Source organism: Caulobacter sp. BE254 (genome assembly GCF_031457295.1).
Lineage (GTDB): Bacteria > Pseudomonadota > Alphaproteobacteria > Caulobacterales > Caulobacteraceae > Caulobacter.
The window spans coordinates 24,146-36,973 of record NZ_JAVDWJ010000009.1 but is presented as its reverse complement, the minus strand read 5'-3'; the positions used below and the strand labels follow the sequence as shown (position 1 = coordinate 36,973).

Below are 12,828 nucleotides of genomic sequence, written 5' to 3'. Positions count from 1 at the left end.
CGGGGGAGTTATGAGATGACGCGTTTGTTCTCGGGGCTATTTGGCGGCGCTTGTCTTTCGATCCTGGCGGTCGCCGCCGCGCCGGCCGCGGCCGTGGCCGCCGAACCGGTGGTGACCGTTAGCCTGCCGGCCGCGCCGCTGCGCGCCTCGCTGATGGCTCTGGCCGATCAGGCCGGCATTAACATTCTCTTCGAGACCGAACTGGTCGCAGGCCTGCAGGCGCCGCCCGTTCAAGGGCGGTTGACCGCGCGCCAGGCGCTGGATCGTCTGCTAGCCGGCAGCCGCATCAGCGTCGAGCAAGTCCGCCCCGGCGTGCTGGTCCTGCGTCCGGCGCGCGTCGCGATCAGCCTGCGGCCCGAGGCCGCCGAGCCGACGAGCGGCGCCGCGGGGGTCGAGCCCCCCGCCACTGTTCCGCTCGCGCAGGAGCCGACGATGGTCGAAGAGGTCGTCGTGGGCACGCACATTCGCGGCGCTCGCGACAAGGCGTCTTCCGTCATCATCCTGGGACGCGAAACGATCGATCGCGGCGGCTATGCGACGCTCGGCGCCGCCATGGCCGCCCTGCCCCAGACCTTTACGGGCACCGCCAGCGACAAGGCCGGGGCGGTGGGCGCCGATGCGACCGGCACAAACGCTGGCCGGGCCACCGGCATCAACCTGCGCGGCCTGGGCGCTGACGCCACGCTGGTGCTGGTCAACGGACGACGCATGGCCGGCGCCGGGATCATGGCCGACTTCGCCGACATCTCCAGCCTGCCGCTATCGGCCGTCGAGCGCGTCGATGTGCTGCTCGACGGCGCCTCGGCGCTCTATGGGTCCGACGCCGTCGGCGGCGTCATCAATGTCGTGATGCGCGATCGCTGGGAGGGGATGGAGACGCGCGCCCGTATCGGCGGCGCGACCCAAGGCGGCCTGGGTCAAAGCCAGCTTGCTCAGACCTATGGCCAGGCGTGGAGCGGCGGCTCGCTGCTCCTAAGCGCCGAATATCAGCGCTCCAACGCCATTCACGGCCGTGATCGCGTCTACACCGCCGACGCCGACATGCGGTCCTTGGGCGGCGCGGACCATCGCCTCTACTACAGCCAGCCTGGCAATGTGCTGAGCGCCAGCGGCGCGCCGATCTACGCCATCCCATCTGGTCAGAACGGCTTGAACCTGACGCCAGCCTCGTTCCTCGCCGGCCAGGTCAACTACCAAAACCAGAACGCGGTGGCCGACATCATGCCCACCCAAGAGCGCTTTGGCCTCTACGCTTCGGCGACCCAGGAGGTCGGGTCGCGCGTCAACCTCAACGCCGAGGTTCGCTATAGCGATCGCCGCTACGCGATCTCCAACCTGGCGCCGATCGCGGGCTTGACCATCAGCCGCGCCAACCCGTTCTTCGTCTCGCCCAATGGCGCGGCGTCCAACACCATCGCCTACTCCTTCCAGAACGAGACCGGCGCGTCGCGCAACACCGGCTCGGTGCGCACCAGCAACCTGGCCTTCGGGGCCAAGGTCGATCTCTTCGCCGGTTGGCGTCTGGACGCCTACGCCGCGCACGGCGAGGAGCTGAGTCTCGGCCGCAACGACGGTTTGGTCAGTTCGGCGGCGTTGAACGAGGCCCTGGGCAATACGGCCGACAACCCGGTGTCGGCCTACAGCGCGCCCCGGGACGGCTACTTCAACCCCTATGTCGGGCAAGGCGCCAACAACCAGGCGGTTCTGGATTTCGTGACCTCGGGCTGGGACAGGCGTCGCACGATCGGCAAGCTGGACATCGCCAGCGCCACGGCCGATGGCGCGCTGTTCAGCTTGCCGGCTGGCGCGGTGCGCCTGGCCATCGGCGCTCAGGCGCGCACCGAGGCGCTGAAGACCAGCGGCGTGAGCACGTCCTCGTCCCTGACGCCGATACCGACTCTGGCGCGACGCGGCGAGCGGACGGTGCGGGCGCTCTTCGCCGAAGCGCGGGTCCCGCTGTTTGGCGGCGCGTTTCAGAGGCCGGGGTTGGCCAAGCTGGAGCTATCGGCCGCCGTCCGGCGCGAGGACTACGACGGCGGCATGGGCGCGACCACGCCAAAGTTTGGTCTTGCCTGGGCTCCGGTAGACGATCTGACGCTGCGCGCCACCTACGGGGAGTCGTTTCGTGCGCCCTCGATCGGCGAACTCACCGATCTGCAAGGCGCCACGCCAGTGCGGCTGAGCAATGGCTCGGCCAGCGTGCTCACCCTGATCCTGACCGGCGGCAATCCGAACCTCGCGCCCGAGACCGCCAAGTCCTGGACCACGGGGTTTGAGTATGCGCCGCTCAGCCATCCCGAACTGAAGCTGTCGGGGACCTACTTTCGCACGCAGTTCGAAGGCCGCATCGGCCGGCCGGCGATCGCCTATCTCTCGACCATCCTGACCGCGGCCGACCTGGCGCCGTTCCGGACCACGATCGCGCCGACCACCAATCCCGCCGATCTGGCCCTGGTCAGATCCTACCTGGCCAAGGCCTCGGCGGCGGCCCAGGCCCTCTATCCGGCCGAGGCCTACGGGGCGATCGGCGATGCGCGCTACGTCAACGCCGGCGCCTTCACGGTCGAGGGCGTGGACCTGGTTGGCAGCTACCGCATGTCGGTGGGCGCCGACACGCTCGACTTCGCCGGCAACCTGTCGTGGATGATGCACTACAAGCGCAAGGTGACCGCCACCTCCAAATCGGTCGAACTCACTGGCATGGCCGGCTTTCCGGCCGATCTGCGGGTTCGGGGGTCGGCGACCTGGACCCACGGCGATGTGGCCACGACCCTGACCCTCAATCACCTTGGCGATCTGCACACCGACACGGGTCGTCGGATGAAGCCGCTGACCACGGCCGACCTCCAGGCGCGCTGGGCGCCGTCGGCGCGGTCCGGTCCTTGGCGGGGTCTGGCCGTGGCCCTGACCGTCCAGAACCTCTTCGACAAGGACCCGCCGTTCTACGATGCGCCGCAGATCGTCGGCTATGACGCGACCAACTACGACCCCAACGGCCGCGTCGTGGCGCTGCAGCTGACCAAGGCCTGGTAGGCCTCTAGCCCCCACCTCATCCGGAGTTTCAAGCAATGCGTGTTCTCGCATGGCTGGCGCTTGCCTGCGCCCTGGCCATCCCCGCAGCTTCGGCCGCGGGACCGCCTCCGCGGCCCTACACCATCGACGACATGCTTTCCCTGCAAAGCGTGGGGCGGGCGGCGTTCTCCGGGGACGGGCGGACCCTGGTCTACGAGACGCAAGGGCCGTTGACGTCCGCCGGCCGGTTCGACTTGGAGTTTTTCTCCATCCAGCGAACCGGCCGGCTCTGGGTCGTCGATGTCGCCGCCGGCGGGCCGCCTCAGCCGCTGCTGGGCCCCGCGCCCGGGACGGGAGAGAGCCTGGGCGCCCTGTCGCCTGACGGGCGGCGCGCGATCGTCTACCGCCTGAAGGGCCACACCAACGAGCTTGGTGTCGTCGACCTGGCCAGCCACAAGGTCCGCTGGTCTGGTCGCTGTGTCGACCTGGAAGCCTGGTTCAGCCTGGCGCGCTGGCGAAGCGACCATGAGGTCGTGGTCCTGAGCACCACGCCGGACACGCCCTCCTTCGCGCTCAATCGCGGCTGGCAGACCCAGGCGCGGACGATCGCGGGCTGGGAGGCCGCCGAGGCCGGGCAAGTGGCGGTGAGCGTGCTGCGCGGCGGGCCCGGCGCCGCGAGCAATCCGCCCTGGCGCGACGCCGATCTGATCGCGCTCGACGTCGAGAGCGGCGCGGTTCGTCCCTTGGCGCGCGGACCGTTCATCGCCCTGTCGCTGTCGCCCGATGGTGCGATCGCCGCGCTGACCACCGCGATGGAGCCGGTGACGATCGATGGAGACAGCATCGCCCGCAACGACGCCTTCGACCGCCGTCGCCGGCTGACCCTGATCGATCTGCCTTCGGGCCGGACGCTCCGGCCGTGTCCGCATTGCGACATGGTCTCCGCGGACATGACCTGGGCGCCCGACGGCCGGGGCCTCCTGATCAGCGCCCGGCCGGATGCGGCCAAGGCGGGCGATTGGCGCGAGGTGCGCTACTGGAAAATCACCGCCAGCGGCGAGGCCTCGCTGCTGGCCGGCGATGTTGAGCCCGGGACCGTCCAGACGATCGGCGGGACCAATGCGAGCCTGCGGCCGGACATGGGCTGGGTCGGCGGCGCGCCCGCCGTCCTGGGCCGCCGGCCAGGCGACAGCGCCGTGGCCTGGTGGCGCATCGACCCCGACGGTCCCAAGGCCCTGCTTTCAGACCTGTCGCCTGATGGCGGCCGCCGTCTGGCCCTAATCGAGGACGGCTTTCTGGTCAGGACCTCCGAAGGCGTCAAAACGCTCAGCCCAACGGGCGTGACGCCGCTTGCCTCGGCGTCGGACAAGGTTCTGCCGGCCCCGGCCCAGGCCGGCGAACTGCCAGGCGCGATCCTGGTCGACCGAGGCGGCGAGGTCCGCGTGCTGACGAGCCGGGGGGCCGACCGGGTCGCCGCGCAGCCGCCGGCCGGCGCCAGCCTTCTGGCCGTGGCGGCGGCGACCGGCGCGACCCTTGGTCTGGCCAAGACCGACCATGGCGTCGCAACCCTGATGCTGTCCGAGCCGGGCCGCCCGGCGCGTGTCCTGGCGACGCTCAACGCCTTCCTGGCGGATATCGACATCACGCCGCCGCGCAAGATCACCCACCGCACGCCGCAGGGCGCCATGGTGTCGAGCTGGCTCTACCTGCCCGCCGACCACAAGGCGGGAGACGATCGCCCGCTGATCGTCGTCCCCTACCCGGGCTCGGACTATGTCGCGCCCTCGGGCGCGGCGGCGCCGGACGCGCGCAACTACACCACCAATGTGCGCGCGATGGTCGGGGCGGGCTATGCGGTGCTGACGCCCAGCCTGCCGATGGCGCCGGAGGCCGAGCCCGCCAAAACGATGGCTCAGGCCATGCTGCTGGCCGTCGATGCGGCCCTGGCCGCCGATAGCGGTTTGTCGCGCACGCGTCTGGCCGTCTGGGGCCACAGCTATGGCGGGTACGGCGCCTTGGCCGCCGCGACCCAGTCCCCGCGGTTCAAGGTGGTGATCGCCTCTTCGGGCATCAGCGATCTCTTCTCGATGTGGGGGGAGCAGGGTCACCAGGCGTTCGGCGCGCCGGAAGTCATGCTGCACGCCTCCAGCATGTTCGGCTGGTCGGAGACTGGCCAAGGCCGGATGCTCGGACCGCCCTGGAAGCATCCGCAGCGCTACCTCGACGCCAGCCCCCTTCTGCACGCCGACCAGATCGTCGCGCCCGTGCTGCTGATCCAGGGCGATCTCGACATTGGTGGGCGCCAGTCCCTGGAAATGTTCTCGGCGCTTTATCGGCAGGGAAAGTCCGTCGAGCTGCTCTACTACCGGGGCGAGGGTCACGTCGTGCAGTCACCCGGCAATCTCAAGGACCTGACGCGGCGCGCCTATGCCTTTCTTCAAGCGGCGCTCTCGGCCGACAAGGTCGCCGACACCGTTCCCCTTGCCGCGCCATCGGAGGCCGCGCGCCCTTCCCAGTAGCGGGCGAAGGCTTCCAACACCGTGGCCGTCAGGATCTCGGCATAGGCGTTGCGGAAGATCAGGACCTCGGGGCTCAGCACCGCCTCGAGGTCCGCGCGCTCGAGAACCCCTTGGGCCACCAGCCGCCCGTCGAGCAAGAAGTCGCGTAGCAGCGGGACGTTCCGGGCCAGGGTGCGGCCCATGAAGGTGCTGATGTCGCCCTTCGAGCGGCGCGCGACGATGATCTCCGGCAGCCGATCGGCGAACACCCGCCGGGCGAAGCTGCGCTCGCCTTCCCCCTGACTGAGGATCGGCGCCGGCGTGGCCAGACAGGCTTCGACGACCGGCTGGCTCAGCAGCGGATGACACAGGCGCGCGGCCGCCCCTCGGCGGGTGTGGGCGAAGACACCCTGCGTCAAGGCCAGGCCTCGGATCTGCGCTCGTTTGGCGGGCGGCAACCCGTTCAGTCCCGCCACCCAGGGGTGCCAGGTTCCTTCCGGCCTTTGCGGCGCCAGGATGACCGGCGCGGTCATCAACTCGGCGATCGCGCGGCTGGGGCGGCCGCGCAAGGCCTGTGCCGCCAGGCTCCAGACCGAGCGCCGGGTACGCAGCGCCACCTCGACCAGACGGGCGATACGCGATCCCTCGCAAGGAACACCACGCAATAGATCGCCCGCGAGGTCGGCGGCGGCGAGCTGGTAGAAAACCACGTCGCCGCCGTGGCCGGTGAAGACGATGTCCGCCTGGCTCTCGGCGATCGCCTGCAGCACCAGATCGTCATAGTCGGTGTCGAGGATCTCGAAATTGGGCCGAAAGGACCCGGCGCCGGCCAGGAGTCCTTCCTGGGTCAGGGTCAGCAGAGGTCGCTCGACACATCGTAGGGGCGTGGCGGCCCGCTCGGCGGCGGCCCGGGCATAGACCCGTTCATCGGCCTCGGCCTGACCGCGATAGAAGTTGAGCGCCGCGTCAGCCGGGCGATCGACCGCCTTGAGGCTGGTGGCGACGATCGCCGAATCCAGGCCGCCGGAGATCTCGCAGAGCACTCGCTGCCGGCCGAGCAGGTAGGCGCGCAAGGCGCCGTCCACCGCGCGCCGCAGCCCCGCCTCGTCCCTTCGGCGCGAGCTCTTGCGGGCGGCGGCGGCCGGTGTCCAGACGATCTGCGAGTTCTCCAGGGCGGGGCCAAAGCGGCAAACACCGGGCGGGATCCAGGTGAGACCGGTCAGCGGCGGCGCGGCTCCCATGCGCCGTGGGTCGGCCATCAGGTCGGCCAGGGCCGGCCAGTCGACGGCGACATTGGCGGGCGCGGCCATTCCTTCGGGCGGCTCGTCGCCGATGATCGTCACCCCCTCGCGCGTCCAGGAAAAGGCCGGCCGGCCGCCAAGCGGATCGGCGAACACCACCGCCCCTCCGCCACTGCGTTGGCGAATGACGGCGACATAGTCGCCGAACGCGTGGGCGGCCAGCACACCCGCTATCGCCTGCGGGTCGCTGTTGGCCAACTCGCCCAGGATGGACAGGTCAAAGCGGCTGGCCTCCCCGGCTTCAGCGGCCGCGCGATCGAAGATGTCGCCCACCACGGCCCCGACCGGACCACGCCAGTCGCCGAGCATCGCCACCAGCGGCGCGGCCCTGTCCCGGACGAACACGGACAGGGCGTAGGCCTGGGGTCCGGGCGTCCAGCCCCGGGCCTGCAGGTCGGCGGCCATCGCTTCGAAGGCCACGGCGGTCTGGCCGCCAGGGTGGGTCAGGACCAGATAGGCCACGCCTCAGACCCCGAAGATCGGCGCAAAGGCTGACAGGCGCTCGGCCTCGTCGTCCAGGGCGACGTCGTCCGCCTGCAGCCAGCAGTGGGCCTGAAACGGCCAGGTCCGCACGCCGAAGACCCAGGTCGGCTGATGGCCCAGCGCGCGCAGGAACGCCGCCAGCATCCCGCTGCGAAAAAGACAGACCCCGTCCATGGGCAGCCACGGGGCGAGGCGACGCCATACGGCGAGATCCGCCAGCAGGCCGGCAAGTTCCGGTGGCGCGGTGTCCGGCCTGGCCGCAGGTTCGACCAGCTGACGGAAGGACTGTCGTTTGCTAGCTAACCCGGACCGGATCGCCGCGCCGAGCGCGGCGAGGTGGCGCGCGCGCAGTCGGGGCCTAATGTGCGGCGAAAGCTCCAGCAGGCGCCGCGCGGTGCGGACCGGGCGCTGCGGCTGTTCGCGCCCGGCGATCGTCTCCGCGTCGCTATTACGGGCCAGGCCGGCAGCCACCAGTTCTTCGGCCAGACGGGTGTCGCCGGTGCGCAGGCGCCGCCCGTCGAGGCTGGCCAGACCAGGCGGCAGCGGCAGGCAGAAGTAGGCGTCGGCGTCGATATCGAGGAAGACGAGGTCATCGTCGATCATCACCGCATGGACATGCTGGGCCAGTGGGACTTCCACGTGATTTCTTTCCGGAGCTTTGGCGGCAGGTGTTGACGGAGGCCCTCGCGGACCTCCGCCAACGGTCGGCTCAGATGCCCTCGAACGGACGGGGCAGAAGGACCTCGGGGGTGTCCCCGCTGGTGCCTTCGGTCAGTTGCCGGGCGGAGCCGACGCGGATCAGACGCTGGGTCATGGTGGTCTCCTTTCGATCAACCGCGAGATGCGGCGGCGATCAGGAGGCGGCCGGCGAGACCTATATTCAAATCTATATTCGCCCGTTCTTCGCCGATCGAACGCGGCTCATGGGGGGTCGAACGGCGCGGCGTGAAGGCGTGCGGCAGCGGGCCGCCGGGTCACAGCCTTGGCCGGTCCCAGAGCGATCAATGACGTGGTCGAGGTCATGGGTTTGCCGTGCGGATCGAACCTGCGGTCAACGGCGGGACGCGCGTGCGCCCCGCCGCCTAGATCGGATCAGACGCCCGAGTAGAGCTTGCCGGTCATGTCTTCGGGCACCAGCTGGATGTCGCCGGCCAGGGTCAGGGTCTTGGCCGAACCCAGGGCGATCAGTTTGCGGAAAGCGGGCATTGCAGTCTCCTTCAAGTCAGGGCTGCCGCGAGGTTGCGACCCTCCAAGGAGCTGCGGGCTTGATCCTATATTCAAATCTATAGTCTCGGCGCGATCTGGGCCGAGATCGCCGCCGACAGGATCGCGGCGCTGCGTCGTACGCGTCGGGCGTAGTAGCGCCGCACAGGCTCGGCCAGGGCGCTGGCGTCGCCGGGCCCCTCGCCCCTCGGCCACCCCAACTCTGGCGGCCACTTCTCCGGCGACAGACACAGCCCCTCGGCCAAGACGAACGGCGCCAACTGGGCATGAGCCCGAAACGTCTCCCGCGCCAAGGCGCGGTTGTCGGCCTGATCCGCCAGCCACAGGACCGTTTCAGGAAGGGTCGCACGCGCCTTCACGCCGCCGGCGCGGGCCCGCACCAGGGTCAGGCTCAAAATCCCGGCCAGGCCATAGAGACCCGCCAGACTGGCGGCGTCGTGGACCACGCCGGCATAGCCCGACCGGGTGTGACTGATGAGCCCCTCGCCCGCCAGCCAGGCCAGGGCTTCGCGGACCGGCGTCTGGCTGACGTCGAGCTGCGCCGCCAGCACGTTGACGGCCAAAGGCGCGCCCTGTAGCGGCCCGTCGACGGTCAGGCGCTGACGCAGGGCCTCCAGGGTTCGTTCGAAAAGTTCGCGGTCTCGGCCCAAGGCTTTCGGCTCCGTGAGCCGGCTATCTCCCGCGCCCCTCCACGACGCGTCGACCGGTCCGCAGGCAACCGGACCACAATGGGCCAGCAAACCTGTGGACGCGCGACTCGTCGTGCAACAGTGGGCGCCGGCCCAGCCAATCGCTGCCGGCAATTTGCCCAATCGTTGCGGCTTTTTACGCAACCATTGGGCTTAACCGAACCGATCGGTAGGGAATCCAGGCGCTTAGGCATTCGCTCTCGGGGCGGAGGGTTTTGACCTGCTCCAAAGCGGTTGCTGCATGGGGAATTTGCTGAGTTACTTGCGCTTAGGTTGTTTGCGTCGCGTGGAGTGTCACATGGCCGGCTCAACCCAGGCGCCGCTCGCGCGCCAGGCGCGCCTGCTGTCCAAAATCGTCAAGCTGGTGCGCAAGGAGCGCCGGCTGACGAGCGCCGAAGTTGCCCAGGGGATGGGGATTGCGCTTCGCACCTATCAGGACTTCGAGGCGGGCCGGCGAGAGTTCGATTTCAACAAGGTGCGATTGTTCGCCAAGGCCACACGCGCCGACGCGGTGGGGATCCTGCTGGCTCTGCACTACAACTGGCCGGAACTGGCCTTGATCCTGCTCGATAACAAGATGGCCACGGCCTTCTTCATCGTCATGCGCGACCTGCATGAGGAGGTGGGGCCGCGACTGGGCAGCGTACCGCCGGCTCTCCTGGTCAGCGCTTTTCGGTCCTTGGGCGACGAAATCCGCAAGCTCTTCGCGCGGCAGGACGCCAGCGCCGAGGACTATATCTCGCGCGCCATCGCCAAGAGTTACGAGGCGCCGGATCCGCAGGACGAAGGTTCGTCCTGAGATCCGGCCTCCGTCTTGGCGGCGCTCGCCCGGCCGCCGCGCTTTTCGGTCTATTCGGGTGGCGCGGGCGGTGGCGAGGCCGGCTTTTCGGGCGGGTCGCGGCGGATCCAGGTCAAGGGCAGGACGCCGTCCTCGGTGGCCATCAGCCGCGCATTGATCGGCTCGGGCCAGGCGGGGTCGTCGAGCTTGACGTTGAGCAGCGCGCCGCTGGTGTCGGCCGCGCGCCAGGCCGCGCCGACCTCGGCCTCGCCCACGAAGACCAGGTAGTCGGGACCTTTGGCGAAGGTTCGAGTCGGCGGCGCCAGGCGCACGGTGGCGTCAAGGCTGAGGCTGGCCAGGCGGCCGGTGAAGCCGTCGCCGTCGCGACGGAAGTGACCAAGGATCGACATGGGGTGTCTCCGGCCCGCCGGCGCTGGGGCGCGCCGAAGGCGGCGGCCCGATCGCCGGTGGGGGGAAACCGGTGGATCGAGCCGCCGCTGGCCGGCCGCCGGGGGGAGCGGCAAGGCCGGCGCGGCGACCTTGGGCCGGGACGCCTGGCGGGCGGTTGAGGGCGTCTGTCCAAGGTGGCCAGGACGTTGTCAGGCGCCCAAAGCGATCCCTCAATGGCCTGCGGCCGGTCCGAAGTCAGAGACAACCCGTGGAAACAAAACGGCGGCCCTGCCAGGCGCGACCTTGCGGCCGGACCGCCTGTCGACCTCGAAATCAGTGCGATCGCGCGGCGGCGCCCGCCCCGCCGGATGGCGGAACGGGCGCTTGGCGGCCTATTCGGTTTCGGTCGCCGGCTTGGCCTTCTTGTCGTCGGGACGCGACCAGACCAGGCTGTGGACGCCGTCGATCACGACCAGGGCGGCGTTCATCTCCTCGGTGAAGCTGGGGTCGTCCAGGGTGACCGACAGATAGTCCTTGTTGTCCCTGGAGACCTTCTTCCAGGCCGCGCCGAACTCGGCGGCGCCCGAATAGACCCGGAAGTCGGGGCCCTTGGGGCTGGTCTTGTCGACCGGGCGGAATTGCACCGTCCGAACGTTGAGGCTCAAGCTGCGGATGGACCCCGAGAAGGTCCCGTTGGCGTTGGCCGTGAAGGTGCCGATGATAGCCATGTCGTCTCTCCGATCTGAACCGAGCCGCGCCGATCGCGGCCTCGATGGCGATCTTGAGACCGGGCCCAGGCCCGCCCCGCAGCGCGCCGAAGACCTGTCGCCCGGCGAGCCCGCAGCCTTGGCGAAGGACCAAAGAGCACGGGTTTGTTGCCTCGCGAGGAATGGGCGCTCGCGCCCAGGGGAAGAAACCTGGACTCGCGGTTGCGGTGGCGGAACGGGTCCCGGTCAGATCAGGCCAGAAGAGGACGCGGTCGACGCGCTCGTTTCAGATCACCGGAGAGATGACCTGGTTGTCGTCGGCCCCCTTCGCGGACAAGGCCAACCCAACCTTCTCGGGGGCCATTCGCAGCTTGAGCCTCAACCTCGCGACGGTGCGCCCGCCCGGTCGACAAGGCCTGCCCCAAGGGCTTCGGCTTGCGCGTCCATTCCGGCGCCGCGGTCTTCGGCGCGGCCGGGAACGAAGATCGCCAGGGACAGTCAGGATACCTGCCGGACATCCGTGGCGGCGCCAACATCAGTCGCGAGATGAAAGCCGCCCCTGTCGTGATCGACGGCGTTCACGGCCTGGTCTGGCCGCGTCCCGACGACAAGACGGCCAAGCCGGCGACCAAAGCCGAATAGTCCGCCAAGGGCCCGCTCCGCCATCTGGCGGGGCGGGCGCCGCCGCGCGATCGCGCCGGTTTCGAGGTCGAAGACCGTCTGGTTTCAAGCCGGCCAGCCGACCGCAATCCCAGCCGGGCCAGGGCAGAGGCGCAAAGCGCGCTCAGACCTCCTCTTCCCAATCTGGCACCGTCAGCGGCGGCACGATGAAAGCGGCGGCCGCGAAGTGCTCGCGCAGGCGCGTCATCGTACCGAAAACCTCGACCGTCGCCTTGTCGACGAGGACGCGGTCGTCCTCGTCAGCGATGAAGCAGGCCGGCTCGCCCTGGCCAGTGAACACCACCCGCTCGGCGCTCCAGGATCCTGGATAGGATCCCGACCAGCGCGCGAACGGTACGCCGTGCGCGACGCACCAGGCTTCCAGTTCGTCAAATTGCCCGCCGGTCACTTCGCGGGCGACCAGCCGCAGCGGCTGGCCCTGAAGCAGATCCTGCGCCCTGAACCAGGGGCCATCCCAGTCGGTTGACAGACCTTCGTCGGCGATGAGACCGGCCATTTCGACAAAGGTCTCGCGATCAAGCGCGCCGCCCAGGGTGATCGTCGCGGAACAGCGATCGGACATTACGGCCTCCTGTTGGGAAGGGAGGCGCCGCCACCGGGCGGACGCCTCGCCGGTTGGGTCAATATTCTTCGGGCAGCAGCAGGGTCAGCACGCGTCGGGTCACCGCCGGATCCGAAGGATCGGGCGACCCGGCCACCAGGTTCTGGTCGTAATAGTCGATCTTCCAGAACACCCGCCGGCCCTGGATGACCAGCGAGCCAAAATCGCGCTCGCCATAGGGGTCATCGTCCGGGTCGAAACGGTCATAGGCCATCACCGCAGCCATAGCCTCCGCGACGAAAAGCCGACCAAGGTTGGCCAGACCGCTGGTGAAGTACCAGCCAAGCCCCGGCGTGCGCCGCAGGGCGTCGTTCAGCTCGGCGATCCGAGCGCTTCTGGTGTCGTCCATTGATCCCTCTCCTTGGGGCTGGGGTGCAGGCGCAAGGCGCGCCTGAACCCCTGCCCGTCGGCGAGACCGGGGGTGCAAACGGAGGGGCGGCTTCGCGGGGACCCGGCTGCAGGGC

11 protein-coding genes are annotated in these 12,828 nt (G+C 69.4%); 4 read left to right on the top strand and 7 right to left on the bottom strand.

The genetic code is table 11. The features are described 5' to 3' along the window. The first annotated feature begins 15 nt into the window (after positions 1-15). Both J2X41_RS16450 and J2X41_RS16445 read left to right on the top strand, forming a co-directional pair. A complete protein-coding gene (locus J2X41_RS16450) occupies positions 16-3,033 on the top strand; it encodes a TonB-dependent receptor (RefSeq protein ID WP_310083134.1) in 3,018 nt (1,005 codons plus the stop codon). A gap of 35 nt (positions 3,034-3,068) precedes the next feature. Continuing rightward, entirely contained in the window at positions 3,069-5,531 is a 2,463-nt protein-coding gene (locus J2X41_RS16445) for a prolyl oligopeptidase family serine peptidase (protein ID WP_310083132.1), read from the top strand. On the opposite strand, the gene J2X41_RS16440 is transcribed toward J2X41_RS16445, so the two are convergent. From J2X41_RS16440 to J2X41_RS16430, 3 genes are all read right to left on the bottom strand, one after another. Further along, on the bottom strand, positions 5,450-7,273 hold the full coding sequence (locus J2X41_RS16440; RefSeq protein WP_310083129.1) for an asparagine synthase-related protein: 1,824 nt from the start codon (positions 7,271-7,273) through the stop codon (positions 5,450-5,452). The two genes, J2X41_RS16445 and J2X41_RS16440, sit on opposite strands and share 82 nt — an antisense overlap. Positions 7,274-7,276: 3 nt before the next feature. Beyond that, the gene (locus J2X41_RS16435; protein WP_310083127.1) at positions 7,277-7,933 is read right to left on the bottom strand and encodes a lasso peptide biosynthesis B2 protein; all 657 of its coding nucleotides are present in this window, start codon (positions 7,931-7,933) and stop codon (positions 7,277-7,279) included. Between the two features lie 644 nt (positions 7,934-8,577). Then, positions 8,578-9,168 carry a GntR family transcriptional regulator gene (locus J2X41_RS16430; protein ID WP_310083125.1) on the bottom strand — a complete coding sequence of 197 codons (591 nt, stop codon included), beginning with the start codon at positions 9,166-9,168 and terminating at the stop codon, positions 8,578-8,580. A 337-nt stretch (positions 9,169-9,505) separates the two neighbouring features. Between J2X41_RS16430 and J2X41_RS16425 the strand changes: the two genes are divergently transcribed. After that, complete coding sequence (locus J2X41_RS16425; RefSeq protein ID WP_310083123.1) at positions 9,506-10,006, top strand: helix-turn-helix transcriptional regulator; 501 nt, start codon at positions 9,506-9,508, stop codon at positions 10,004-10,006. Between the two features lie 50 nt (positions 10,007-10,056). Here the strand turns inward: J2X41_RS16425 and J2X41_RS16420 are convergent, their stop codons facing one another. Continuing rightward, complete coding sequence (locus J2X41_RS16420; protein WP_310083122.1) at positions 10,057-10,395, bottom strand: DUF736 domain-containing protein; 339 nt, start codon at positions 10,393-10,395, stop codon at positions 10,057-10,059. Positions 10,396-10,767: 372 nt separating this feature from the next. Continuing rightward, the gene (locus J2X41_RS16415; RefSeq protein ID WP_310083120.1) at positions 10,768-11,103 is read right to left on the bottom strand and encodes a DUF736 domain-containing protein; all 336 of its coding nucleotides are present in this window, start codon (positions 11,101-11,103) and stop codon (positions 10,768-10,770) included. Positions 11,104-11,517: 414 nt separating this feature from the next. On the opposite strand from J2X41_RS16415, the gene J2X41_RS16410 reads away from it, so the two are divergent. Beyond that, on the top strand, positions 11,518-11,724 hold the full coding sequence (locus tag J2X41_RS16410; RefSeq protein ID WP_310083119.1) for a hypothetical protein: 207 nt from the start codon (positions 11,518-11,520) through the stop codon (positions 11,722-11,724). Between the two features lie 142 nt (positions 11,725-11,866). Here the strand turns inward: J2X41_RS16410 and J2X41_RS16405 are convergent, their stop codons facing one another. Together J2X41_RS16405 and J2X41_RS16400 are read right to left on the bottom strand one after the other, a co-directional pair. Next, positions 11,867-12,325, bottom strand: coding sequence for a hypothetical protein (locus J2X41_RS16405; RefSeq protein ID WP_310083117.1), 459 nt, complete (start codon positions 12,323-12,325; stop codon positions 11,867-11,869). Between the two features lie 58 nt (positions 12,326-12,383). After that, positions 12,384-12,713 (bottom strand): DUF3768 domain-containing protein, encoded by a 330-nt coding sequence (locus J2X41_RS16400; RefSeq protein WP_056760393.1) that lies wholly within the window; start codon positions 12,711-12,713, stop codon positions 12,384-12,386. Positions 12,714-12,828: the final 115 nt, after the last annotated feature.

Excerpts from the sequence above, each read along its gene's own strand:
- J2X41_RS16450 (WP_310083134.1), top strand. The coding sequence starts at position 16 with ATGACGCGTTTGTTCTCGGGGCTATTTGGCGGCGCTTGTCTTTCGATC.
- J2X41_RS16445 (WP_310083132.1), top strand. The coding sequence starts at position 3,069 with ATGCGTGTTCTCGCATGGCTGGCGCTTGCCTGCGCCCTGGCCATCCCC.
- J2X41_RS16425 (WP_310083123.1), top strand. The coding sequence starts at position 9,506 with ATGGCCGGCTCAACCCAGGCGCCGCTCGCGCGCCAGGCGCGCCTGCTG.
- J2X41_RS16420 (WP_310083122.1), bottom strand. The coding sequence starts at position 10,395 with ATGTCGATCCTTGGTCACTTCCGTCGCGACGGCGACGGCTTCACCGGC.
- J2X41_RS16415 (WP_310083120.1), bottom strand. The coding sequence starts at position 11,103 with ATGGCTATCATCGGCACCTTCACGGCCAACGCCAACGGGACCTTCTCG.
- J2X41_RS16405 (WP_310083117.1), bottom strand. The coding sequence starts at position 12,325 with ATGTCCGATCGCTGTTCCGCGACGATCACCCTGGGCGGCGCGCTTGAT.
- J2X41_RS16400 (WP_056760393.1), bottom strand. The coding sequence starts at position 12,713 with ATGGACGACACCAGAAGCGCTCGGATCGCCGAGCTGAACGACGCCCTG.